The 25075-nt window shown below is 61.3% G+C and carries 19 protein-coding genes, 1 tRNA gene and 1 pseudogene; 6 read left to right on the top strand and 15 right to left on the bottom strand.

Annotated elements, in window-relative coordinates; genetic code table 11:
* Nucleotides 1-88: 88 nt before the first annotated feature.
* Complete coding sequence (locus tag TMS3_RS10955) at nt 89-709, bottom strand: response regulator transcription factor (protein WP_200929630.1); 621 nt, start codon at nt 707-709, stop codon at nt 89-91.
* Nucleotides 706-2271 (bottom strand): sensor histidine kinase, encoded by a 1566-nt coding sequence (locus tag TMS3_RS10950; protein ID WP_152985492.1) that lies wholly within the window; start codon nt 2269-2271, stop codon nt 706-708. Before TMS3_RS10950 ends, TMS3_RS10955 begins: the two co-directional genes overlap by 4 nt.
* A gap of 267 nt (nt 2272-2538) precedes the next feature.
* Between TMS3_RS10950 and TMS3_RS24620 the strand changes: the two are divergent.
* Nucleotides 2539-2658: pseudogene (locus TMS3_RS24620) on the top strand (nuclease-related domain-containing protein); the annotation flags it as partial.
* A gap of 220 nt (nt 2659-2878) precedes the next feature.
* On the opposite strand, the gene gabD reads toward TMS3_RS24620, so the two are convergent.
* The 4 genes from gabD to glaH form a co-directional block, all read right to left on the bottom strand.
* A complete protein-coding gene (gene gabD / locus TMS3_RS10945; protein WP_025165322.1) occupies nt 2879-4330 on the bottom strand; it encodes an NADP-dependent succinate-semialdehyde dehydrogenase in 1452 nt (483 codons plus the stop codon).
* A 103-nt stretch (nt 4331-4433) separates the two neighbouring features.
* Nucleotides 4434-5801, bottom strand: coding sequence for an aspartate aminotransferase family protein (locus TMS3_RS10940; RefSeq protein WP_025165321.1), 1368 nt, complete (start codon nt 5799-5801; stop codon nt 4434-4436).
* 238 nt (nt 5802-6039) lie between these two features.
* On the bottom strand, nt 6040-7269 hold the full coding sequence (gene lhgO, locus TMS3_RS10935; RefSeq protein WP_025165320.1) for an L-2-hydroxyglutarate oxidase: 1230 nt from the start codon (nt 7267-7269) through the stop codon (nt 6040-6042).
* A gap of 83 nt (nt 7270-7352) precedes the next feature.
* Nucleotides 7353-8330, bottom strand: a complete 978-nt coding sequence (gene glaH / locus TMS3_RS10930) for a glutarate dioxygenase GlaH (RefSeq protein ID WP_025165319.1) — start codon at nt 8328-8330, stop codon at nt 7353-7355.
* A gap of 189 nt (nt 8331-8519) precedes the next feature.
* Here glaH and csiR point away from each other — a divergent pair, with 189 nt between their 5' ends.
* Nucleotides 8520-9239, top strand: coding sequence for a DNA-binding transcriptional regulator CsiR (gene csiR / locus TMS3_RS10925; protein WP_029866289.1), 720 nt, complete (start codon nt 8520-8522; stop codon nt 9237-9239).
* A 107-nt stretch (nt 9240-9346) separates the two neighbouring features.
* On the opposite strand, the gene TMS3_RS10920 is transcribed toward csiR, so the two are convergent.
* The 5 genes from TMS3_RS10920 to TMS3_RS10900 form a co-directional block, all read right to left on the bottom strand.
* Entirely contained in the window at nt 9347-10306 is a 960-nt protein-coding gene (locus TMS3_RS10920; protein WP_025165317.1) for an AraC-like ligand-binding domain-containing protein, read from the bottom strand.
* 96 nt (nt 10307-10402) lie between these two features.
* The gene (gene capA / locus TMS3_RS10915; protein ID WP_025165316.1) at nt 10403-12493 is read right to left on the bottom strand and encodes a caprolactamase subunit alpha; all 2091 of its coding nucleotides are present in this window, start codon (nt 12491-12493) and stop codon (nt 10403-10405) included.
* 35 nt (nt 12494-12528) lie between these two features.
* Nucleotides 12529-14277: a caprolactamase subunit beta gene (gene capB, locus TMS3_RS10910; RefSeq protein WP_025165315.1), complete on the bottom strand. Its 1749-nt coding sequence runs from the start codon at nt 14275-14277 to the stop codon at nt 12529-12531.
* 250 nt (nt 14278-14527) lie between these two features.
* Nucleotides 14528-15706 (bottom strand): porin, encoded by a 1179-nt coding sequence (locus TMS3_RS10905; RefSeq protein ID WP_025165314.1) that lies wholly within the window; start codon nt 15704-15706, stop codon nt 14528-14530.
* Nucleotides 15707-15852: 146 nt separating this feature from the next.
* On the bottom strand, nt 15853-17214 hold the full coding sequence (locus TMS3_RS10900) for a purine-cytosine permease family protein (RefSeq protein ID WP_025165313.1): 1362 nt from the start codon (nt 17212-17214) through the stop codon (nt 15853-15855).
* A 250-nt stretch (nt 17215-17464) separates the two neighbouring features.
* Between TMS3_RS10900 and TMS3_RS10895 the strand changes: the two genes are divergently transcribed.
* Nucleotides 17465-17770: a hypothetical protein gene (locus TMS3_RS10895; RefSeq protein WP_025165312.1), complete on the top strand. Its 306-nt coding sequence runs from the start codon at nt 17465-17467 to the stop codon at nt 17768-17770.
* A gap of 100 nt (nt 17771-17870) precedes the next feature.
* Here the strand turns inward: TMS3_RS10895 and TMS3_RS10890 are convergent.
* Both TMS3_RS10890 and TMS3_RS10885 read right to left on the bottom strand, forming a co-directional pair.
* A tRNA-Thr gene (locus TMS3_RS10890) sits at nt 17871-17946 on the bottom strand.
* A gap of 115 nt (nt 17947-18061) precedes the next feature.
* Nucleotides 18062-18904, bottom strand: coding sequence for a CvfB family protein (locus TMS3_RS10885; protein WP_025165311.1), 843 nt, complete (start codon nt 18902-18904; stop codon nt 18062-18064).
* Between the two features lie 311 nt (nt 18905-19215).
* Between TMS3_RS10885 and TMS3_RS10880 the strand changes: the two genes are divergently transcribed.
* Both TMS3_RS10880 and TMS3_RS10875 read left to right on the top strand, forming a co-directional pair.
* Complete coding sequence (locus TMS3_RS10880) at nt 19216-19404, top strand: hypothetical protein (protein WP_025165310.1); 189 nt, start codon at nt 19216-19218, stop codon at nt 19402-19404.
* 220 nt (nt 19405-19624) lie between these two features.
* Nucleotides 19625-21838 (top strand): LTA synthase family protein, encoded by a 2214-nt coding sequence (locus TMS3_RS10875; RefSeq protein ID WP_025165309.1) that lies wholly within the window; start codon nt 19625-19627, stop codon nt 21836-21838.
* 62 nt (nt 21839-21900) lie between these two features.
* Here TMS3_RS10875 and TMS3_RS10870 read toward each other — a convergent pair whose 3' ends face one another.
* Together TMS3_RS10870 and TMS3_RS10865 are read right to left on the bottom strand one after the other, a co-directional pair.
* Complete coding sequence (locus tag TMS3_RS10870; RefSeq protein ID WP_025165308.1) at nt 21901-23049, bottom strand: PQQ-dependent sugar dehydrogenase; 1149 nt, start codon at nt 23047-23049, stop codon at nt 21901-21903.
* A 143-nt stretch (nt 23050-23192) separates the two neighbouring features.
* The gene (locus TMS3_RS10865; RefSeq protein ID WP_200929628.1) at nt 23193-23915 is read right to left on the bottom strand and encodes a substrate-binding periplasmic protein; all 723 of its coding nucleotides are present in this window, start codon (nt 23913-23915) and stop codon (nt 23193-23195) included.
* 168 nt (nt 23916-24083) lie between these two features.
* Between TMS3_RS10865 and TMS3_RS10860 the strand changes: the two genes are divergently transcribed.
* Nucleotides 24084-25064 carry a zinc-dependent alcohol dehydrogenase family protein gene (locus TMS3_RS10860; protein WP_025165306.1) on the top strand — a complete coding sequence of 327 codons (981 nt, stop codon included), beginning with the start codon at nt 24084-24086 and terminating at the stop codon, nt 25062-25064.
* Nucleotides 25065-25075 lie beyond the last annotated feature (11 nt).

Below are 25075 nucleotides of genomic sequence, written 5' to 3'. Positions count from 1 at the left end.
AACCGAAGCCCATTCTGGGAAGTTTGTACGGCTGAGTACCATCGGCCTGACTGCGGAGGCCTCTGCGTAGAACTACCTAAAGCACCGCTCACTCAGGGGCGAGAGCCGTCAGGTAGAGCCTGACCAGTTGCGCCAGCGAGTCGACTTCGAGTTTCTCGAACAGGTTAGCGCGGTGGCTTTCCACCGTGCGCGGCGAGAGCGCTAGCTCGCGGGCGATCTGCTTGTTGGAAAGACCATCGACGATCATCGCCAGCACTTCGCCCTCACGCTCGGTGAGGCGGGCCAGACGCGCCTGCGCCTGTCGCGAGACACCGGCCTTCTCCCGACTGCGGATATGCGCACGCACCGCGCCCTGTACCGCCTCAATCAGCTCGCCCTCGTCCGCTGGTTTGCTCAGAAACTCAACTGCGCCACTGCGAAAAGCCCGCCGACAGGCCGCCAGATCTCCGTGCCCGGTGAGAATGATCACCGGTAGATCGATGTGCTCGGCGCTCAAGCGATCGAGCAGTTGCAGGCCTGACTCGCCCGGCATGCGAATATCCAGAATCAGGCAACCGATGGCATGCGGAGCGTATCCGCCGATGAACTCGGCACTGCTGGCATAGGCCTCACTGCGCAGGCCCACGGAGCGCAGCAGCAAGGCCAGCCCCTCGCGCACGTCCGGGTCGTCATCCAGCAGATAGACCACCGGGGATTGTTGATTGATCAATCGAGCGCCTCCATGACGATGGGCAGGGTCACACTGAACAGGCAGCCGCCGGCAGGGCTGCTGGCGACACTCAACTGACCGCCGGCCTGCTCGATAATGCTGGAGCAGATAGTCAGGCCAAGCCCCAGCCCCCCCTGTTTGGTGGTGAAAAAAGGCTCGAACAAGCGACTGGCCGCTTCACTGCTGAGGCCCGGGCCGGAGTCGGCGATATCCAGGCGCAGGCTGCGCGCCTCACGCGTCAGGCTGACGTCGAGCCGGCGCAGAGGCTGCCCACCCATGGCCTCCGCGGCATTCAGCAACAGGTTGACCAGCACTTGCTCGAAGCCGATGGCATCGCCCAGTACCGGCGGCAATCCGCTGGGCAGTGAGGCGTGCACCTTGATCTGCTGGCGGCGCAGCGTCTCGCGGGTGAGCCCCAGAGCCCCCTCGACCACGCCACGCAACTCGACGGACTCGGCTTGTGGGGTATGCGGTGACATGAACTGGCGCAGTCGATGGACTATCGCACCGGCACGTTTGGCCTGACGCGCCAGGTTACCGGCGGCCTGCTGGGCACCGGGCAGATCGGGCGGATCGTCGGCGATAAAGTTGGCCAGCGCCTGGCTGTTGGCGAGCATGGCGGCCAGTGGCTGATTCAACTCATGGGCAATCCCGGCCGCCAACTCACCCATGGTATTGATCCGCGAGGCCTGAGCCAGGGCCAATTGCCGCCGGGCGATGCTGCTTTGCCGGTACTGTTCCAGCGCCCAGCAGGACAACAGGCTGACCAGCAACAGCATGGCGCTAGCCATCCCCAGGCGCAGCCAGGGCAACTGCTCGGGTAACGGCGCTTGCCGGCTGGTGAGTACAAATGGCTGGGACTGGCTGCCCAGGTGCTTGCTGAACAGCAAAGGCGCCAGCCCCGTCCAGCTGGATTGGCGCACGGGGAGCTGCCAGAGCAGCAGCCCATCGCTGGCCGACAGCTCGGCTCCCATAAAAGGCGGCGGTAACTCTTCAGGCTGCAGCAAGCGCTCGCTGGCGATGCGCAGGGCGAAGATCGAGCCATGCTGACTGCTGCGCAGCAAACGGTAATGCCCAGGCTCAGCGGCAGCCACGTTCAGCGACCCTTCACCGGAGCGTTCAGGCAAGGCCTCCAGCACTCCATCACTGAGCGGCAGGGTCGGCTGACTGGCAATCTGCTGCCAGCGCCCCTGAGCTGTCTTGCGGTAGCGCTCGATGCTGGCGACCTGAGGATAAGCGCGCTGCAGCGAGGCAGCGAAAGTCTCGAATAACCCACTGGAAGTGCCCATGGAAAGCTCGGCGGCGATCAACGCTGCAAGAATCGCCTCGTGCTGTTCGGCCCGTTGCGTCAACAGACGGTGAACAATCCGCGACTGGGTTTCAAACGCCTCGAGCGTAGCGGCCCGCTGCTCCCCCAGCAGCCAGGTGGCATAAGCCAGGGACAGCCCCAGCCAAACCAGCAAGGCGCTTAACCAGAGCGGCACGGGCTTCAGGCGCATGGGCTGGGCTGGCATGTCGAGAAAGAGGAAGGCGGCACGGAACACTCTACTGTGGACGGACAATGCGCAAGACACCCGAAGTGCCTCTGTTCGCGCAGAGTGTGCCACCGCAACTCGCCTTTGTCGTTTCCGTACAACTACGCAGAGACCCGTGTAAAAACCGGCTGCTGACGCCGATGCGCGCACAGGACATGGCTGAGAAGCCTTATCGCCGCTGTCCCGGAAACCACGACAAAGCACAAAGCAAAGCTGCAATGCTCGAGTCGACTACCTGACTCAAAGCACGGCGGATGAGCTGCGCGTCATCCACCCTACGAGAGCCTTCAGGTAATGGCGTCCCCCCCTATCAACACCGTCGCCTGGCTGACTCCTGCCAGGCTGCTGATCGGCCTGCACAAGTCTCCTTGGGCCAAGGGTCATATCGGCGCAATCGGGGTGCGCCTGTTCGCCCAAGCACCGTAGCAATGCAAACGCCAAACGTCGCTGCCGCGCAATGCGCCAGCTCGTTATTGATCCACACCCTGAATTCCGGCCCGGTAATGCGCACAGGCTTACAGCAAGATCCCCATAGCTGAAGCCCAGTGTTGCAAAACACTGGGCTTCAGCCCGTCCTCGGAGCCCATGCCCACACGGATAACGCCGTGGATGCGAAACTCCTAGCGAAAGTCGTTCAAATACCGCCGAGGCAGAGGTACTTAATCTCCAGGTAATCCTCGATACCGTACTTCGAGCCCTCACGGCCGAGGCCGGACGCTTTGATGCCGCCGAACGGCGCCACTTCATTGGAGATCAACCCGGTATTGACGCCGACCATGCCGTATTCCAGGGCCTCGGCCACACGGAACACCCGGCCCAGGTCACGGGCGTAGAAGTAGGAAGCCAGACCAAACTCGGTGTCGTTGGACATGGCGATCACTTCGGCCTCGCCCTTGAAGCGGAACAGCGGCGCCAGCGGGCCGAAGGTTTCTTCCTTGGCCACGGCGGCGTTGTTCGGTACGTCGGTGAGGATAGTCGGCTCGAAGAAGCTGCCACCCAGGGCGTGCGGCTTGCCACCGGCGAGCAGCTTGGCACCCTTGCTGATGGCGTCGGCGATATGTTCCTGAACCTTGGCCACGGCCTTGTCGTCGATCAGCGGGCCGGTGGTGGTGCCTTCGTCCAGACCGTTACCGATCTGCAGCTTGGCCACAGCGACTTTCAGCTTCTCGGCAAAGGCGTCGTACACGCCGTCCTGGATATACAGGCGGTTGGCACACACGCAGGTCTGGCCGTTGTTGCGGTATTTGGAGATCAGCGCGCCTTCGACGGCGGCATCCAGATCGGCATCGTCGAACACAATAAAGGGTGCGTTGCCGCCCAGCTCCAGCGACACTTTCTTGATGTCCTTGGCGCATTCGGCCATCAACTGCCGGCCGATTTCGGTCGAGCCGGTGAAGCTCAGCTTGCGCACGATCGGGTTGCAGGTCAGCTCGCCACCAATGTCGCCGGCGCTGCCGGTGACCACACTCAAGACGCCTTGCGGAATACCGGCGCGCTCGGCCAGGACCACCAGGGCCAGGGCGGAGAACGGCGTCTGCGACGCGGGCTTGATCACCATGGTGCAACCGGCGGCCAGGGCCGGACCGGCTTTACGGGTGATCATCGCCGCGGGGAAGTTCCACGGGGTGATGGCCGCAGTCACGCCGATCGGCTGCTTGAGCACGATCAGGCGCTTGTCCGGCTGGTGGCCGGGAATCACGTCGCCGTAAACGCGCTTGGCTTCTTCGGCGAACCACTCGATAAAGGACGCGGCATAGGCGATCTCGCCCTTGGACTCGGCCAGCGGCTTGCCCTGCTCCAGGGTCATCAGGCGGCCGAGGTCGTCCTGGTGCTCGATCAGCAGCTCGAACCAGCGGCGTAGCTTGCCCGCACGCTCCTTGGCGGTCAGCGCGCTCCAGGCCGGCAGGGCACGGTTGGCGGCTTCGATGGCACGGCGGGTTTCCGTGGCGCCCATCTTCGGCACAGTCCCTATGATTTCATTGGTGGCCGGGTTGGTGACCTTGATGGTCTGGGCACTGTCGGCGTCCAGCCAGGTGCCGTCGATATAGGCTTGCTGACGAAACAGCTGGGGGTCTTTCAATTGCATGCGGGGCTCCTTCACAGGCGGCAGTCCGTCCTGAGCAGCGTTGATTTCAGGCAGTGAGTGGCAGGTCGTTGGGGGCAGGCGCCGAGCGCTGCCCCCAACGGACTCAGCCGACCCAGCGGGTGGTGTCATCCAGGGCCCTGGCGAAGCGCTCCAGAATCAAGCCGACTTGCTGCTCGTTGACGATTAACGGCGGACAGAAGGCCACGGCATCACCCATGGCACGCGTAATCATGCCGTGTTCCTGGGCTCTGCCGGCCATGTAGCGGCCGAGGGTGCCGAGCGTCTGATGCGGCGCTTTGCTCGCACGGTCGCCTACCAGCTCAACCGCAGCGATCAGGCCGCAACCACGGACTTCGCCGACCAGGGGGTGGTCGGCGAAGTCTTGTAGGCCGCTGCGCAACAGCTGGCCCATTTGCGTCGCGTGCTCGACCAGGTTGTCCTCTACGATGATCTTCAGGTTTTCCAGGGCCACGGCAGCGGCCACCGGATGACCGCTGCCGGTGAAGCCATGGCCGAGCGAACCGAGCGCCTGGCTGTGATCGGCAATGCCCTGGAACATCGGGTCATTGATCAGGATCGCCGCGATCGGCTGATAGGACGAGGACAGCTGCTTGGACACCACCATGATGTCCGGCTGGATGCCGAAGGTCTGGCTGCCGAACATCTGCCCGGTACGGCCAAACCCACAGATGACCTCATCGGCGATCACCAGGATGTCGTACTTGCGGCAGACCTTCTGGATCTTCTCCCAGTAGGTGCGCGGCGGCACTATGACGCCGCCGGCGCCCATCAGCGGCTCGCCGATGAACGCGGCGATGGTGTCCGCGCCTTCGGCGAGAATCTTCTGCTCCAGTTCGGCGGCCAGACGGTCGGCGAACTGCTCTTCACTCTCGCCGGCCAGGGCGAAACGGTAATGGTGCGGGCAGCCGACATGCAGAAAGCCCGGCAGCGGCAGGTCGAAACCGCGCTGGTTGCCCGGCAGGCCGGTCAGGCTGGCGCTGGCGAGGGTGATGCCGTGGTAGCCGTTGACCCGGCTGATGAACTTCTTCTTGGCCGGCAAGCCGCGAGCATTGTTGAGGTACCAGACCATCTTCACCACGGTGTCGTTGGCCTCGGAACCGGAGTTGGTGAAGAACACCTTGCTCATCGGCACCGGCGCCATTTCGATCAGCTTCTCGGCCAACTCGATGCTCGGACGATGCGATTTGTGACTGAACAGGTGATAGAACGGCAGGGTGTTGAGTTGCTGCTCGGCGGCCTTGATCAGACGTTGATTGCTGAAACCCAGCGCGGCGCTCCACAACCCAGCCATCGCCTCGATATAACCCTTGCCCTGATCGTCATAGACATAGATGCCCTCCCCTCGCTCGATGATCAGCGGGCCGACCTCCTGATGCAGGCGGGCATTGGTGTAGGGGTGCAGTTGATACTGAATGTCTTTTTCTGGCAGCGAGGACACTGACTGGTTCATGGCGCGCTCTCAAGATGACTAACAAGCATGGTTTCTGGGGGGTAGCCGTATAAGCAGGCACCCGGCTATTGATCACACTCACGCACTGCAACTCGGGTATGAGCTCGGCAACGCTGACTTGACTGGGGAGCCTTGAGTGCACTGGCCGACAGCCTATTAGGCTGAGCCGGACCGGGGCTTGTCGTCTGGTGCACCGTCTTGTTCGTCCCAGTGCACTGGCGCATTCGCCCCGAGTTGTTCATGCGGGCTGTTTGGATTGTGCAAATCCAGGCAGTCCCTGCAGCTGTGCATCGATCTGCTTGATGATGTAAGCCCCGATAGGGATGGCCGAGGTGGCCGCAGGCGACGGCGCATTGCAGACGTTGACGCTGCGCCGGGTATTGCGGAACAGGAAGTCCTCGATCAGCTTGCCTTCCTTCGACACCGCCTGGGCGCGGACGCCGGCCGGGTACGGCTTGAGATCCTCGACCTGGAGGCTGGGGCAGTACTTGCGCACCAGCTGCAGATAGCCTCGTTTGTACAGCGAGTTCTTCATCTCGATCAGGCCGGGGCGCAGGTTGTCCTTGAGCACCTTGAGAATGCCCGGGGTGGTCAGCATCTCGAAGGTGTCGGCCAGGGAGATGTCGCGCTTGCGATAACCTTCGCGCTTGAGTGCAAGCACCGCATTCGGGCCAACGGTGACGCTACCATCGATCATCCGCGTCAGGTGCACGCCGAGGAACGGCATGGATGGATCGGGAATCGGGTAGATCAGGTGGTTGACTATACGGTTGTGCTGCTCGGGCAGCAGGTAGTATTCGCCGCGGAACGGACAGATGCTGAAGCCTGGGTCTAGGCCCAGCAGGCGTACCATGCGGTCGGCCATCAGACCCGAGCAGGTCACCATAAAGCGTGCGCTGTAGTCGCCCTGCTCGGTTTTCACCCGCATCTCGTTCGCCGTCTCTTGCAGGCCGATGACTTCGCTGTCGTAGCGAATCTCGCCGCCGTGCTTCTGGAACTCGCGGGCCATGGCGGCGGTGACCTCGGCATAGTTGACGATGCCGCTGGAGGGCACGAAGATCCCACCGATCCCGGTGATATTCGGCTCGCGCTCCCTGAGCTGCTCGGCCGACAGCCACTCACGCTCCAGCCCGTTGGCCGCGGTGCGCTCCCACAGCGCGCGCATGCGCTGCATTTCCACCTCATTGGTGGCGACCAGCAACTTGCCGCACTCATCGTAGGCAATGCCCTGCTCATCACAGAACGCCTTGGTGGCGCGATTGCCTTCCAGGCAGAACTTCGCCTTCAGGCTGCCCGGTGTGTAGTAGACGCCGGCGTGAATGACCCCGCTGTTGTGCCCGGTCTGGTGCCTGGCTGGCCCGGACTCTTTCTCGAGCAACAGGATTTTCGACTCTGGGTAGGCCTTGATCAGCTGCATGGCGGTCGACATGCCGATAATGCCGCCCCCGATGATCACAAAATCGTACACCGTTATCACCTCTACTCAATCCGTGTTGTCCAGTGGACAAGCGACAAGGACTACACCGCGTAGCCCTGTCCAGTTAATGGCCATTATTGACCTTGCTGGTGGCCGAGCTTGGGGTAGCTGAAGTAGCCGCGCTGGCGCATCAGCTCACGACGCAGCCCCGGATGCGGGGTGAAGCGGTCGCGGCCATGCAGCCAGTACAGGTTGTTGATCAGCAGGAAGCAGCCCACTGGCACCGGCACAGACAGTTTGCTTGAGCTGCCTTCCAGGGATTCCGACAGGTCGGTCAGCCAGTTGCCTTCATCGAAATCCTTGGGCTGCACGAATTGATCGATATAACGCATGGTGGGGCGGCCTTCGGCGTCGACATCGAAGATCGCATGGAACACGTCCTGGTCGACCTTCTTGCTCGGCGGCGCCGTCCAGCGCATAACCCGCCGCGCCAGCGGGTGATGGAAGAAGGCATCGCGGTCCTCCCAGTCGTCCAGGTGCAGGATCAGCGAATTGCCACCTTCGATGTTCTGCTCGTCAATTTTCATCATCAGCACGTAGTCGGTGATCTGGTCGACGAAGGTGCCATCGTTGTGCAGCTCCATCACCCGGTGCGGCTGGCGCAGGTAGCTGTCGGAGTTGTCGATGTTCTCGACCACGAAGCGCGCGTAGAACTGGCCACTCATGGCATCGAAGTTCGAGCGACCCAACAGATGCGCCACCGCAGTGGAGAGCTTAACCATGTCATCGGCCTGGGCCACATCGTCCAGCCCCTCAGGCCTGATCAGCATACCGCCGGTGGCACGATCCATCAGGGTGTTGAGCAGCACCGGACGCAGGCTGTTGCCACACAGATCATCAAGAATCCTGGCGCAGCGAAAACGCAGGAAGGACTTGTACTCCAGCGCCTGCACCGGCCACTCGGCCACCGCCGCGCAGAAAGCCTCCACCGTCGCCTTGGCGAAGGTCAGTTCGAGCAAGCGGGGCGACTGCGCGGAGGGCGCCAGAGAAAAACCCTTAACGGCAGTCGGTAGCGGCATCACGAGGTCTTTCAGTTGGGTAAAGGCATTCATGGCAGAGTCCTGACGAAGATGATCGGTGCGCCGCTCCAGGACTTGCCAGAGCAGCGGGAACAAACTTATCGCCATTAAATTAAAATGTCTACATTTTTTATAAACGTAGACAAATACAACCTATGTCTTCACTTAGTAGATATTTCGGCACTTGGGTATGATGGGCAAAATCTGTTGAGGACATGGCTTATGGATACCCTCGCCCCCCGGCAAAACTCGGCAGTCAGCGGCTATGAGTGGCTCAAGCGGGACATCATTCAGGGTCTGTTCGAGCCCGGCGAGAAGCTGCGCATGAGTGCACTCAAGGAACGCTACGACCTAGGCGTAGGCCCCCTGCGCGAGGCGCTGTCGCAGCTGATTGCGGAAAACCTGGTGGTCGCGATCAGCCAGCGCGGCTACCGCGTCGCCTCAATGTCGCTGAGCGAGATGCAGGACATCTACGACGCCCGGGCCAATCTCGAGGCGCTGGTGCTGAGGCTGGCCATCGAACGCGGCGATGACGCCTGGGAGGCCCAGGTGTTGGCCTGCTCGCATACATTGGCCAAGGTGATGGAGGTCAAGACTCAGGAGCAGATGCTGGAAATATGGGATGCCCGGCACAAGGCCTTCCACACCGCCATAGCCGCCGGCTGTGGCTCCAGGCACCTGCTGCAGGCGCGCGCCTACCTGTTCGATCAGGCCGAGCGCTATCGCCAGCTGTGGTTGCGGCGCACGGTGCTCTCCGAGGAGGCCTTGGCCTTGAAACGCCAAGAGCACAGCGAGCTGGTCGAAGCCATCCTTGTCCGTGACGCAACGCGCGCAAGCGCCATGATGCAGGCTCACCTGATGACGCCGGTACCGATCATCGAGGGGATCATGCGCAGCAGCAAGCTGAGAACTTCCCTGCCCGACCCTGAACTCATGGAGTAGGCACCGCGCCTCGCTATCAGGGGCTGCTTGGGGAAGCCTCAGCACGTGGGTGATCTTCGCCGAGCAACTTCTACTCGCCCAAAGCACATTGGCACTCAAGTTACCGACTAATGCTTTAGCGGGACGGCTCGAGCTTCACTGGCGCTGCAGCCGAAGTGCTGACGAAAATTACGGGAAAACTGTGCCTGATCGCTAAAGCCCCAGCGATATGCCAGCTCACCGATTGAAAGGTGACAGTGGGGATCGCGCAGACGTTGGTATACCGCTTCTAGTCGCTTCAGGCGAATCCACTCACCGAGGCTGTGGGGCGTGCTGGCGAATAATTTGTGCACATAGCGAACGGATAAGCCGCAGGCCTGAGCAATATGCTGCGGACTTAGTTCAGTCGAACACAAGTGTAGGTCGATGTAGTGCTCGATACGCTGCAAATGCAGGGCGGCTAGGTTCGAGCTTTCACTGTTGAGCACTCGCTCATCCTGGCGCAGGGCCATTAACAGCGTCGAAAGGGCTTGTTCCAGCAGCATATGACGGGCGTCCGCATCGCATTCGTCGAAGCGCGCGGCACACATCGCCAGTTGATCAACAAAAATTCGCCCCAAGCCACGCCGAGCGTCGAAGCAGAAACGGGTGTAGCGCTCGGCTCCACGTATCTGTCCATGCAGCGCGCGCTCAGGCAGTTTGAATACCCAAAGGTCGTTGTCGGAGGAGTAGTGAAAACGATAAGGCGCATCGCCCCGCTCGAAGATGAATCCACCTGGCTGACAATGGAGCTCACGACCGTCCTGCTCGAAGTGCACCTCGGTGAGACGCGGCACCGTAACCAGGTAACAGGGTTCAGTGTCTTCGCTAACCTGACCCTCGCTGCGCGAATAGCCTAGTTGACTGGAGCGCAGGCGCGATAACGCCAATGGCGTACTGGCCGTCTCCCAGATTTTCAGGCTGCCCTGGAAACTGGCGCTGGGATTGAACTCCAACGACAGTGGAAAATATGTATTGCCGATGGCTTCGGCCCAGCGCGGTTGCCTTTCACTCTCAGGCCAATACCGGGTGGACAATTGATGTGCCATGGACGGTCCTCACTTCTAATTATTATGAGGGCGGCACCAACGGTGAATACCGTCGGCGCCGTTGTTACACCATCCTTGATTAAAGCTTCCTGACGGTCAATGACCGGGGGTCAGCTCATAGGTGGCCGAGGGCGCCAAGCTGACCTGCCAGCCTGGTGGGACAACGATATTGGTGGTCGCTTCCTCAATCACACAAGGGCCTTGAATCATCTGCCCTACTTCTATCCGGTCGCCGTTGTACACCGGGGTGTCCTGCCAGTCGTCTTGCGCATTGAACAGCATCGGGCGGTGTCCGGTCGGAGTCGCGGCCGTTGCCTCGAGCGGGGTTGCAAGCTCAGGCATGGGTGGACGCTGCAAGCGCGCGATGACCGAGCACTCGAGGTTGACCAGCTCGATTGGACTGTCCGGTTCACTGTAGGAGAACAGCGCCTTGTGCCGCTGGTGGAAGGCTTCGCGCAGCGCCGCCAGGCTGTCGTGGTCGAGTTGGTCGCGGCTCAGCTCGACGTTGCACTCGTGGATCTGCCCGAGGTAGCGGATCTCCAGGTTGTACTGGCAGTCGATGCGGTTGTCGCCACCGAAACCGTCGTCGCGCAGGTTGGCCATGCCACGCTCGCGTAGCTGCTGCAGGGCCAGGTTGAGCTGCTCCAGATCGACGAACTGGTCATCCAGGCGCATCGGCAGAGTAGTCAGCTGGTCATAGCGGATGTCCGAGAGGATCTGGCCGAAGGCGCACAGCCCCGACGCCACTTTGGGAATCAGCACCACCTTGCTGCCGATCTCCTCGGCCAGGCGCATCACGTGCATGCCCGCCGCACCGCCTGCGCCGATCAGGGCGAAGTCACGCGGATCATAACCCCGCTCGACGGACACCCGGCGGATACCACTGACCATGTTGAGGTTAACCAGGGTGATGATACCGACGGCCGCGCGCTCGACGCTGATGCCCAGCGGTTCGGCAATCTTAGTGCGGATCGCGTCGATCGCGGCCTGGCGATTTAGCCGGATGCTGCCACCGAGCAGTGCGCCATCGGCCAGATAACCGAGTGCCAGGTTGGCGTCGGTCACAGTCGGCTCGACCCCACCCTTGCCGTAACACACAGGGCCGGGGTTAGCCCCGGCACTGCGGGGGCCGACCTGGAGCATGCCGAAGTCGTCGAGGTGGGCGATGGAGCCGCCGCCGGCGCCGAGGGTTTCCACCTGGATCATCGGCACGCCGATGCGGTAGCGCAGGAAGTCGCTGTCCTTGCTGAAGTTGGTGCGTCCGCCTTTGCTCAGGGTGATGTCGAACGAGGTACCGCCCATATCGACGGTGATCACGTTGTCGATCCCGAAGGGCTGGGCCACGCACAGACCGGCTTGCGGCGCAGAGGCCGGGCCCGAGTTGATCGCGTTGACCGCCCGCTCACGCATCACCACGCCCGGAGCCAGGCCACCGTTGGACTGGAAGTAGCGGGTCGGCTGCTGCGCGCCCAGCTCCTCGAACAGGGCGTCGATGCGTTCGATATAGCGGCCCATCACCGGGCTCAGGTAGGCGTTGACCACTGTGGTCGAGGTGCGGGTGTATTCGCGAATCTGCGGGAACACCTCGTGGCCGCTGCAGACGAAGACGTCCGGCAAGGCGGCACGCACTATGGCCATTGCGCGTTGCTCATGACTGGGGTTGCGCACCGACCAGACGAAGGAGATCGCCACCGCCTGCACCTGTTGTTCGCGGAAGTAGTCGATGGCGGCATGAATCGCCGCCTCGTCCAGCGGGCTGTACTCGCTGCCATCGCTGATAATCCGACCGCCGATGGGGCGGCGCAGGTGACGCGGCACCAGCATATGCGCCGGCGGATAGGTGGCGTCGTAGCGATGGCCGTCTTCCTTGTGGCCCAGGCGGATTTCCAGGCTGTCTTCATGGCCATCGGTACACAGCAGGCCGACCTTGACCCCGGTCTTCTCGATCAGCGCGTTGAGAGCGACTGTAGTGCCGTTGATGCACAGATCGCAGTCGGCAATGATCTCGGCTGGCGTGCGGCCGATGGCATCGGCGATTTGCGCCAGGCCGTTGCGGATGGCCAGGGTGCCGTCATGCGGGGTGGACGGCGCCTTGAACAGCTGCACGTTGCCCTGATGGTCGGCGAGGATGAAGTCGGTGAAGGTGCCGCCGGCATCGATGCCCAGGCGATATTGTTGTTTGCTCATGCTCGAATCCTCTGCATTGCTCAATGGGGCGGTGCTTAATGCGCGGCGCGGTTGGCGTGGGTGGCGACTTCATCGACTTGGCCGTTGCCGTCGATCACTACGCCGTATTCCAGGCGCGCGCCGTCGACCGAGACCAGACCGTTGCGCACATCGGCCAGTACCGCGGCCAGCGGACGACGCAGTGGATCGCCATAGCCGCCACCGCCCGGGTTGACGTTGATTACGCGCTCGCCTGGTTGCGCGGTCAGCAGAGTGTTCTGGATGTAATGCTCTTCCTCACCGTCGGCATGCCGATGGATCAGGCGGCCGAGCTTGGGCTCCAGCAGGACATTCTTCGCCCCCGCCGCACCGGCGGTGGGCAGTTGCCGGCCCTCGCCGAAACCGATCACGGTCATGGCGTGCTCAAGCGGTTCGATCTCCAGGCGAGTACCGGAACCACCGCGGAATTCGCCGGCACCACCGCTGTCGGCCATCAGGCTGTAGCGATGGATCAGCACCGGATAGGAGTACTCCAGCAGCTCGATATCGCCGGACATCAGCGCGCCGAAGCAGCACAGCGGGCCGCAGGCCGGCCAGCCGTCCATGGCCTTGTTGGCGCCGGCACCGGAGATGATCGAGGCCAGCACCATGGTCACGTATTCGTCGTTGTTGCTGCTGCGTGGGTCGCGCCCGGCGATGTTGATCCCGCTGGCATGCCCCCAGGAGGCGGTTACCCGCTCCGGAGCGGCCTGCTCCAGGGCCAGGCGTACGGCGTCGGCGAGGGTTTCCATCGGTGTGGTGGTGCTGTTGACGTGCGGCGCCGGCTCCTGGGCGTTGCACAGCGTGCCGGGCGGGCCGAGGTCGACGCTGACGCAGCGATACAGGCCTTCGTTATAGGGCGGTGGCACCTGGGCGAACATCATCAGCCCGAGGTAGACCCCGGAAATCGAGTTGCCCGCGTAGGAGTTGATGAAGTAAGGCACCTGCGGCGGGCTCTCGATCAGGACGTGGGCCTCGTCGCCGCGAATTTCCACCTGGGCGGTGATCGACAGTTCTCCCAGGCCATGACCGGAGTCTTCGAGAATCGCGGTGCCGCTATAGAAACCGTCTGGCACGTCACGCAGCAGGCTACGCATATGGCGGTCGGCCATATCCTTCAGCTCGGTAATGCAGGCGCGAACCTGGTCGACGCCGTAGCGATCGAGCAGCTCGATCAGGTGGCGTTCGCCCACGCTGCAGGCACCGTACTGGGCATTCAGATCGCCTTCCTGGTAGGCGCGGGCACGCATGTTGGTCAGCAACAGATTGATAACGTCTTCCCGGCGCTCGCCCTTGGCCCACAACTTGACCGGCGGGATGCGCAGGCCCTCGGCGTAGATTTCCTTGGCGTCCGGGTTGTAGCCGGCCGGCACCGGGCCGCCGATGTCGGTCAGGTGGCCCTTGCAGACCGCCCAGAACACCAGTTCGCCCTTGTAGAACACCGGTTTGTACATGCAGCAGTCGAGGATATGACTGCCCATGTAGGCCGGGTCGTTGTGGTAGATGACGTCGCCTTCGGCAATCTCGTCGCCGAAGAAACCGGCCACGCATTTCATCGCGGGAATCAGCGAGCCCAGGTGAATCGGGATGTCCTGCCCTTGCAGAATCATTTCCGGCAAGTGGTCGAACAGGGCGTTGGAATAGTCATGGGCGAGGTTGAACACGCTTGAACGGCTGGTCTTCTCCAGCGTCAGGGTCATTTCTCGCTGGGCGGTTTCGAGCGCGCCGCGCACGACTGCCAGGGTGATCGGATCTACTGTGTTCATGGGTCACCAGAAATCTTGTTTTTATCCGGGGGGGCCGTGACGGATGTCTTGCCCACGTCACTAAAGCTACGCGCGGGCCTGGCGGCTGGCTTGTCGTCGGGCGCACCGTTTTTTGGCCTGGAGTGCACTGCTCCTATTGCTGTGGCGAGGCGGGATCCAGCGCCCGGAGGACGGATCGCGGCGCATAAAAACGCCAGCACAGGGCTGGCGAAAACAGGAGCGTCAGTGGTTGCTGGCGCCGCTTATGGCCTCAGAAGTAGTAACCGATGTTGGTGTACAACTGGTTTTCCCAGCGATCGCTACCCCCGGCGCCCAGGCTCTGGGTGTAGCTACTGCCGCCGATATAGGGATCGTGCTTGCCATGCAGCCACTCGACGGCGATCCACAGGTCTTCCAGCGAGAACGAGGTGCCGAGGATGAAGCGCTGGGAGTCCTCGAAGCTGGACTCATCCTTGTCGAACAGGCTGTAGTTGCCGTAGACCTTGACTCCGGAGAGCCAGCCGAGTGTGCCGGGAATGTCGTAGCTGAGGTCGGCGATATACAGATTGCCCTTGGCCGCGACGTTGAAGGTGCCGTCGAAGCTGCCGAAGCTGACCAGCTTGTCGCTGCCGGGGTTCTGCGGGTTCATGACCTGGCGAGTGGCTTGCAACTGAACGCCCCAGGGGCCGTTCTTGCCCAGGTAATGGGCCGCCAGGGCATTGCGTCGGCCACTGTCGCGGCTGTCCTGGTTGTGCAGCGTCGAGGTCAATGCCGAGGCGCCGATCTCCGACTGCCAGTTGCCGAGCTTGAGGTTGCGGGCCAGACGTCCGACCAGTATGTCGCGCTCATGATTGTCGCTGCCGTCGACGACGTAGTCGTCGGCCGTGGCGACACTGGTTGCATAGGTTCGCCCGCCGCGGCTGGTGCCTTGGCCCTGATCGGCCGGGCGCAGGTAGTAACCGAGCTGGAGGTTCCAGTCGTCCTGCTGCTGGATGTATTTGACCCCCAGGTTCGCAATGTCCTCCAGGCCGATCACGCTGCCCAGGGTCTCGAAGAAGGTACTGCCGGCATAAGGCAGCAGGCCGAAGGGAATCTTGTTCAGGCCGACCTGAACCTGACGGGATTCATCGAACTTGTAGCCGATCCAGGCATATTCGGCGAAGGAGATGTCGCCGATCTTGTCGGTGTAATCGAAGGGGTAGGCCTTGCCATAGAAACGGTATTTGGCCGCGCCGATCCAGCTGTCGGAGTTGTAGGTCGCGGTGAGGAAGGCGGTATCGAAGCTGAGCTTCTCGATATCCCGGTCGGGGTCGTAGTCGATACGCGCGCGCACGGCGCCGCCTATGTCCAGGTTGTCATTGATAGCCACCGCGCCGGCGGGTAGCGCGAGCCATGCCAGCAATGGCAGTAATGTCAGTGTGGGTAGTGGGTGCAGGTTGATCAGGCTCATGGATGGGCTCTTTGGCATTATTAGTCTTGTTTTCAGCAGCGCGGCACCCAGCCACGGCAGTGCCGTGGCTTGTGCTGGATCGGGTGGGTGGCTGCGGCGAGTTGCCAGAGCCGACTGCATCGGCCCGGCGGACAGGGGTGTTGGTTTCAGGTGCAGCTGGCGCGAACAAACCAGCTGCGTTTGGCGCTGTTGAGCAGCAGCCAGTAGCTGCCAAACGCGCTGACAAAGGTCACCGGCGCCGAGAAGGTCGCCAGCGTTGCGCCGCCGAAGTTCAGCAGCACTATTCCCAGGCCTGCGGCAAAGAACCAGGCGGTCAAACCGCACGGGTTGAAGGCGTTGACTCGCTCGAGGGCGAACTCGACCTTGCCCTCGAACAACTGCGAATACTTCGGCGAGCAGATGTGTGCCAGGGCAATCGCCACCCAGGCGACCACGAAGATGCTCTGGTACGCCAAGGCCTGCAGGATGTAACTGAACACGTTGAGCAGCATCAGCAGGTAGACCAGTGCGCCGACCACGATGGCCCAAACCATATAGGGAACCTTGCCCAGGCCAAAGCGGCCGAAGAACGCGTGCATATTGCTGGCCGCCATGAAAAAGTTGGCGGTGTTGATGCGGGTCTGGCTGACCCAGACGAACAGTAGCCCCCAGACCCCCATCAACTCGACGATGGCGAGCACCACCGAGACTTCCGACAGGCCGCCCTGGGTGGGGATGGTGGCAGCGAGGAAGATCCCGACCAGGCCGTTGATCAGGAAGGTGAAGGTATAGAACGGCAGGCCGAAGTTGAATTTGGCGTGGTAGCCGGCATCCTGCTTACGGCCGAAGCGGGCGTAGTCCCAGGTGTACATCATGAGAATCCAGACGCCCATGAAGTAGGTGAAACAGTCCCACCAGCCATTGCTCACCGGCCCGCTCTCAGGCCCCATTTCCAGCCAGGCCGAGCTGTAGCCGTATTCGCCGACGGCCATCACCACCACTGCGATCAGGCCCATCAGGTAGAGCGGCAGCAGCACACCATTGAGTTTGTCCAGCCAGTTTTGCACGCTGCCGAATACCAGCGGCACGCTGTACAGCACCACTAGCAGATACGCCTGATTGAGCGTCAGACCGGATACATAGTTGTGGATGGCGATAGCGATCACCGAGCCTTCGAATACGCTGTAGTAGATCGCGGTGGCGAAGAAGATCAGGGTGGCCAGTGCCGCGCCGGTGCGTCCGAACAGCACGCGGGAGAACAGCGCGACCGACAACCCGGTCTTGATGGCGTAGCGGGCAATGACGCCGTTGATGGCCGCATAGGTTACGACAGACAGCAGTAAGCCGATGACGGCATTCATCGTGCCGAAACTCATTGCCAGGGTGGCGGACACCACCAGCCAGAACATGGCGCTGCAGATGGCCCACCAGGCCATGGTCAGTGAGCCTTTGCTCATGCGCTGTGCATCGGGCACCTCGATGGCGGTGTAGTCGATGCTATCGCCTTGTTTTTTGATGTTTCCGGCCATGACTTTCTCTTTGTTGTTGTTTGAGAGAGTCATGATGGTAAGTGTGACAAGGCGGCGATGAATTGACGCTGACCGCCCGTTCTTTTGTCATTCAGTGCACAGGTCTTGTCTTATGCCGCGAGGGGATTACAGCGGTTATCCGGTAATACCCCGGATCGCTTCGCCACGGCACTGACACTTTCGCCATTGGCTTTGTTGAACCAAGATAATCCCAGCAGACAGGACGCTGGATGAAGGCAAGGAGAGCCGTATGCGATTAGAAGATCGTGAGTGGTGGCGTGACGAGCGCCGCCAGCCAGGACACAAGGCTTCTTGGGATGACTTCAGGGCAGGACCACCGCGACCTCAGTCCGAGGACGCCGGGAAGATCTCCAGTGTTGAAGATATGGACAGAGTGGAGCGGTCAACTAAGCAGCAAACGCCGCCTTACCTTCACCACCAGGCCCCAGAAATCCTCGACGCCCGCTCGAAGGGTTCAGGGGCTTACTTCTGGCTAGCCGTTGTATGCGGTGCGGTCATCCTTAACGGTCTCGCCTACCTGTACCTCACCTACTGACCAGTCCATCGCTATCTGCGTGGGTGAATCATGTTTGGGACACTTCTGCCCCCCCCCAGAAACGACAAAGGGCTAGCTTTCGCTAACCCTTTGATTTGTATGGTGCCGCTGAGAGGAATCGAACCCCCGACCCCATCATTACGAATGACGTGCTCTACCAACTGAGCTACAACGGCGCACAGTCTGGGCATTATTCAATGGAGTCTACGGCTGCTCAAGCGGGTTTTTAAAAATCGAGTGCACTGCGTCCCGCACCTGAAAACCCGGCCATACGCAGCCGGGCATAGCTGTTTATTCGGCGACAAGTTCGATGCGCTCGTCGTGAATCAGGATCCGCCCTTGTTTGTACAAGCCGCCGATGGCCTTCTTGAAGTTGCCTTTGCTGACGCTGAACAGTGCCGTGATGGCCTCTGGCGAACTTTTATCGCCGAGGTTCAGCACCCCGTCGTGCTCACGCAGCTTCGCCAGTATCTGCTCGCTCAGGCTACCGACTGCGCCCTGCCCCACGGCTTGCAGGCTGAGGCTGATCTTGCCGTCCGCGCGCAGCTCTTTGATAAAGCCCTTTTCCTGCATGCCGCTGCGCACAAACTTGAACAATTCGTTCTTGTGGATCAGGCCCCAATGCTGGCCGTTGATGATCGCCTTGAAACCCATGTCGGTGGACTCGACTATCAGCAGGTCGACTTCCTGGCCCGCCTTGTACTGTGCCGGCACCTTGTCCAGGTAGCGATCCAGGCGCGCCGTGGCGGTGATGCGCTTGCTGCGCTTATCGAGGAATACATGCACCACACAGTAATCGCCCACCTGCAACGGGCGCTTTTCTTCCGAGTGGGGCAACAACAGATCTTTCGGCAAACCCCAATTGAGAAATAAACCGACACGATTGATATCCACCACTTTCAGGCTGGCAAATCCGCCGACCTGCACTTTGGGTGTTTCCGTGGTGGCAATTAATTTGTCGTCACTGTCCAAATAAATAAAGACATTCAGCCACTCTTCCACATCGCTCGGCGTATCTTTGGGGATATAACGCTTGGGCAGTAAGATTTCGCCATCCGCACCGCCATCCAAATACAAGCCGAAGTCGGTGTGCTTCACGACCTGCAAACAATTCATTCGTCCAATTAGAGCCATGCTGCCTTACCTCGTTGCGAGACCCGCATTCTACCTGAGTTGCCGCCTGGTTTCGCGTCGCCAGTGCAGCAACGCAGCAGGTCATCCGGTGATCCGACCAGTGGGGTCCTTGCCTGACCGAGGTCTCCGAGCAGCGTTTAAGGATGTATTGATCCCTGACAGAACAACGACTTATCGGCACTCCGAGGGCGTATTTATAATTTTTACCGGCGAAGTTTCAGGCACGCAGGCTAGCGCCCTGCGTTATTAGCCAAGCAATTGTCAAGCGCTTCAGGTACAATGCTCGGCCAGATTAATTTTTAAATAGGTTAATGGCCGCCATGCGTGTAAAAGCATCTCACAGCAAACCCAAGCCGGCTCCGGCCGTTGAAACCAGCGCTTCGATCGATGCGCAAATCGCGGCCTTCCTGCAAAGCGGTGGCGAGATTCAGCAGATCGCCAAGGGTGTCAGTGGCCAGGTCTATGGCACTACCAAGCAGATCACCATCGGCAAGAAGTAACCCATCGCACTGCCGCCTCTGAGCGCTTTGCTCACCTCGACAAAGCGCTAGGCCCCTCGCCTTACCTCTCCCCCCCTGCGCCGCCTATCAGCATTTTTGCCAATTCGCCAACGCCCACTAGCGGCTAGCACGCGCATGTTTCAAAATCATCTCAGGCCGTCTTTTTTGGCGGATTCGGCAGCGTCGATGGCAAATTCTGGTGCTTGCCTCAGGAGTATTAGTGCGCTCTTTCAGCCATTGGCGGCAACATCCCGTTAGCGTTCTGCTGACGTTAGGCTTTCTATTTATCGTGATTCCGCTGGCCAGCCGCTACGGGCTGGGCTGGTCGCACCCCTTCGGCTATTTATCCGACCTGGCCATTGGCGGCCTGCTACTGGTGCTGCTGTATCAGCGCTCAGGATGGCTGAGCGTGCCAGTGATACTGCTCTGGTGTGTATTCACCCTGGGCACTGCCGAGTTGGTCACGGCGGTCGGGCGCATGCCGACAGCGACGGATCTACACTACCTCACCGATACACAGTTCCTGCGTCACTCGACGCAAGGCAGCGGGTTGAGCCATCCATTCCTCGCCTTGGCCCTGACCATCAATGTGGCGATCTTTCTGCTGCTGCGCTGGCGGCCGAAAATCGGCTCTCGGCGCGCGCTCGCACCGGCCTGGCTACTGCTGCCTCTTGGGTTGTTCGCCACTCACGCTCTCTATCAATACCGCAGCCCCAGTGAGGCCGAGCAATGGCTGCAATTCAACCTGCCACATAGGCTGCTGGCCGAAGGCCTCAACGCAGGTCAGGCACGTGTAGAGGACTGGTTGGACGACGCTAGCCCCGACAGCCCGCCGGATATTGCCGGGCTCGAGCGACTCGATCTCGATGGCAGCCCACTGCTCAGTCATCCGGGTAGCGCGCGCAATGTCTTGATCATCACCCTGGAAGGCATTCCAGGTGCCTATATCGAGGCCAGTCGCAAGGCCATCCACAGCAGTTATCGGCAAGCACCGATGCCGCGACTCAGTCAATGGGCCGAGCGCGGCATGCTCACCCCGGACTACGTGCTGCATGGCCACCAGACCATTCGCGGTCTCTATGCCATGCTCTGTGGCGATTACAACAAACTCGACTCAGGCACACCGAAGGGCGTCGAGCTGCTGAATAACCCGCAACGCAGCCAGCAGTGCCTGCCCGCGCAACTGCGTGAGCACGGCTTCAGCACCCACTACCTGCAAGGTGCCGGGCTGCGCTTTATGGCCAAGGACCAGATCATGCCGCGCATGGGCTTCGACACCACCCTGGGTCGCGACTGGTTCAAGAACACGCCGTATCTGGAATTCCCCTGGGGCATGGACGACAAAGCCTTTTTCGAAGGGGCGCTCGGCTATGTGCAGCAGCTACGCGACAAGCAACAGCCGTGGATGCTCACCCTGCTGACCGTCGGTACGCACCAACCCTACTCGGCTCCCGCCGATTATCTTGAGCGCTTGCCGAACGCCAAGCAGGCGGCGATTGCCTACCTGGACGATGCCGTGGCGGACTTCCTCGTCGGCCTGGAGCGGCAAGGCGTACTCAAGGACACCCTGATCATCGTCACCTCGGACGAGTCCCACGGCCTGGAAAACGTGCGCCTGGCCTCGGCCTGGGGCTTCAACCTGCTGCTGGCGCCGGAACAAGCCGAGCTGCCGCCTCTCAAGCGCGGGGTCTATGGGCACGTTGACCTGACCGCCTCGGTGCTCGACTACTTTGCCTTGCCGATACCGAGCAACCTCAGTGGCCGCTCGTTATTGCGCGACTATGATCGCGGACGGGAAATCATCTCATACACAAACGGCCTGCTGCGTCAGCATGATGGCAAAGGCACGCTGACCGAGTGCGACTTCCAACACATCTGCCGTCGCTATGCCAGCCAGGGCTTCATTGCCGACAGTGCCCGTTACCTCGGTCGCCTGACCGGCAAGCCTGCACGACTAATCGACCAGCGCGCAGCCTTGCTCGATCAATCCTTGCGCAACGGCCGAGGGGAGCAGCGCTATCAATTCGCTAACAGCCAGCAGATAGCCCTGAAGCCCACCGCAGGCGATGACTGGGCGGACAACCTGGTCGGTGCGCAATATCTGGAACTGCCGAAAGGCAGCCAAACCACGGTCAACCTCAAGGTCCGTGCCGTGCGCATGGACGCAAACGGCGCCAGACTCCAGCTAAAAACCAAGGAGTACGACCGCGAAGTGATCCTGCCGCTGCCCGAACTGCCTCTGCTCACACTCGGTCAACCGATTGAGCTGAGCTTTACCTTCAACAACCTCGACACGCGCAAGGCCTTCTCCTTCCACCTGCTCGGCCAAGGTCGAGGCACCATCGAAATCACCGATTTCAGCGTGGTCAGCGAAGCCATCACAGACAAACTGTTGTCGTCCAAAGTCGGCGTAGTCAAGCCGCTCAACCCCTGAGACAGCCGCCAAGATCAGCGCCTGCGCCCGCCGCCCACTGGCTATTGGATTGCTAAGGCGCGTTACTGCGCCTGCAAACTCAGGCGCAGTAACTGGCCATCGGCCGCATCGGTCAGTACATACAGGTAACCATCGGGGCCCTGGCGGACATCCCTGATGCGCGCGTCGAGGTCCTCCAGCAAACGCTCTTCGTGCACCACGGTATCGCCGCGCAACTCCAGGCGAATCAGCGCCTGCCCGACCAGTGCGCCGATAAACAGGTTGTGCTGCCAGCCCGCAAAGCGCTGGCCATCGTAAAAGGCCATGCCGCTAATCGCCGGGGACTTCGCCCAGACGTAGTACGGTGGCTCGGTACCGGCGACTGTCTTGCCCTGCGTTTCGGGGATCGGCAGAAACGAATAGTTCACTCCGTGAGTGGCGAGCGGCCAACCGTAGTTCTTGCCGGCTTGCGGGATATTTATCTCATCGCCACCGCGCGGGCCGTGTTCATGGGTCCACAGCTGCCCGGTCCAGGGGTTGAGCGCCGCGCCCTGCGGGTTACGGTGACCATAGGACCAGATTTCCGCACGCGCGCCCTGGCGGCCCACAAACGGGTTGTCGCTCGGCACCCGGCCGTCCGGATGTAGGCGAACCACCTTGCCCTGTAACTTGCCGAGGTCTTGTGCGGTCGGGCGCTGGTTGTTTTCACCCAGCGTGATAAACAGGTAACCGTCACGGTCGAACACCAGGCGCGAGCCGAAATGCACGCCGCTAGAGAGTTTCGGCTGCTGCCGAAAGATCACCTCGAAATCTTCCAGTTGGCTGTTATCCGCCGACAGCCTGCCACGTCCGACCGCCGTGCCGGCGTATTGACCGTCGCCGCCCTCGGCGTAGGAGAGGTAGACCCAGCGGTCCTGGGTGAACTCCGGCGACAAGGCCACATCGAGCAAGCCACCCTGACCTTTGGCATAGACCCTCGGCACACCACCGACAGGGGCTGACAGCACGCCCTGCAGGCTGACCAAACGCAAACGACCGGGCCGTTCGGTGATCAACAGGCCCTGCAGATCAGGCAGAAAAGCCATGCCCCAGGGATTTACCAGGCCCGACAATAGCGACGTGACCTGCACCGGGCCTCGTTCGCTGGGGTACTCCGCAGCCTGTGCCGTGCCCCCTGCTACGGCGAGTAGTGCGACCAGGCTCAAGGCCGAGACACAGCGTTTCAGCGACATGCTTTTCTCCTTCGCGAGATCGCGCTGGATGACAGCTTCTCGAGCGGATGATGACGTGCAAAGGTCAACCTGCACAACCTCACACTCGGGTGCTCAAACCACGCGCTTGAGCCTTAAAAGCCCCAGACACAGGGGCACGCCACTCAATACATTCTGTAATTGCGCTCGATGACCCTGTACTCGCCGCTCGCACGAATCGCGGCGAGCCCTCGGTCGAACAGTTTGCGCGGCATATCCTGACGAAACCCGACTTGATAGGGGGTCGGCGGGAACATCGGGTACTCGGCGAGCGGCTGGCTGACATCGACCTGATCCAGCACTTCACGGTTGAAGTAACGGAAAATGCGCATATCGGCGACCACCACATCGATCCGCCCGCTGTAGAGCAGACGATTGCGCGCGATCTGCCGGGCCTCTTCGTAGTAACGCGGATTGCTCTCGGCCATACGCTGGAACTCGTTACCGAGCAAAAATCGCGCACGCTGAAAGGCGCTGACCGAGTAAACCCCGAGGTCGGCAATCCGCTTGATGTTGTAGTGCCGCTCTCGCAGCGCGATCGCGACATTCTGGTAGTAGATATAGGGTTCGGAATAGAAGGCGCTGATGCCGCTCTGGGTATTGGTTGAGGCAATACCGTCGATCTCACCCCGGCGCAGCATCAAGTGCAGACGCTCCATCGGCGCAAAACGGACCTCAACAGCAAAGCCGGCGCGCTGCGCGGCGGCAACCACTATCTCGTACTCCAGCCCTCTGGCCTCGCCTTCGAACACATAGGGTGGCTTATTGGTACCGAAGCCCAACCGTAGCGGCTCTGCCAGCGCCAGCATGCTGAGCAAGAACAGACCTATCCCCCACAACCACTGCATGTCATTCCCTTTTGCCTGCCAACATCGCATAGCCAGACTAACCGCTGAATGAGTCAGCGAGCCAGCACAGCGCGTTATCACTGGAGACGATGCCGCGCAATTCGTCCACTAACAGTCACTACGATCTAGACTTGATGCCACCTGTTTAGTGCCCCTGGGAGAACCTTCATGCTCAAAGCCGAATACCAACAACGCGGCCCAGTGCCGCAGGATGTGATCGCCGCCGTCGAGTTGCAGCTGCCGCCGTTGGCCGCTGGCCAGGTGCACGTCAAGGTGCTGGCCGCGCCCATCAACCCTTCCGACGTGCTCACTCTGACCGGCGAATACGGCATGCTGCCGCCCCTGCCCGCGATCGGTGGCAATGAAGGTGTCGGCCGCGTCGAGGAGCTGGGCCCGGATGTCAGCACCCTGAAAGTCGGCCAGATGGTGTTGCTGCCAGTCGGCTGCGGTACCTGGGTCACTCACCTGAATGCCTCGGCCAATAAGCTGATTCCACTGCCGGAGGCCGACCCACAGCAATTGGCGATGATGACTGTCAACCCGCCGACCGCCTCCTTGCTGCTCAGCGAGTTCGTCGCCCTCAAGCCAGGCGACTGGGTCATCCAGAATGCCGCCAACTCCGGCGTAGGCAGCTACCTGATCCAGCTGGCCAAGCTGCGCGGGTTCAAAACCATCAACGTGGTACGCCGCGAGTCCGCAGTGGCGGGAGTCACCGCCGAGGGCGGCGATGTGGTGCTGGTGGATGGTCCGGACCTGGCCAAACGCGTGCGCGAGGCCACCGCTGGCGCGCCGGTAGTGCTGGGTATCGATGCAGTAGGTGGCACGGCCACGGACCACCTCGCCGCTAGCCTGGGCGACGGCGGCACCCTGGTTAACTACGGCATGATGAGTCGGCAGCCTTGCCAGGTGTCGCCGGCGTCTTTCGTGTTCCGCGGCGTCACCCTGAAGGGCTTCTGGCTGGCCAAATGGTTCCAGAACGCCAGCCAGGCCGAACAGATGAAGGTATTTGGCGAGCTGACCCAACTGATCGCCAGCGGCAAGCTGCAGACCCGCGTGGCCGCGACCTTCGACGTCAGCCAGATCAAGGAAGCGGTGACCGCAGCCGCTGGCGGCGAGCGCAATGGCAAGATACTGATAGTGCCGAAGTAACGGCCAGCCGG

Origin of the sequence: Pseudomonas taeanensis MS-3 (assembly GCF_000498575.2) — a bacterium.
In the GTDB taxonomy this organism is placed as follows: domain Bacteria; phylum Pseudomonadota; class Gammaproteobacteria; order Pseudomonadales; family Pseudomonadaceae; genus Aquipseudomonas; species Aquipseudomonas taeanensis.
This window is presented reverse-complemented; position numbering and strand designations above follow the sequence as displayed.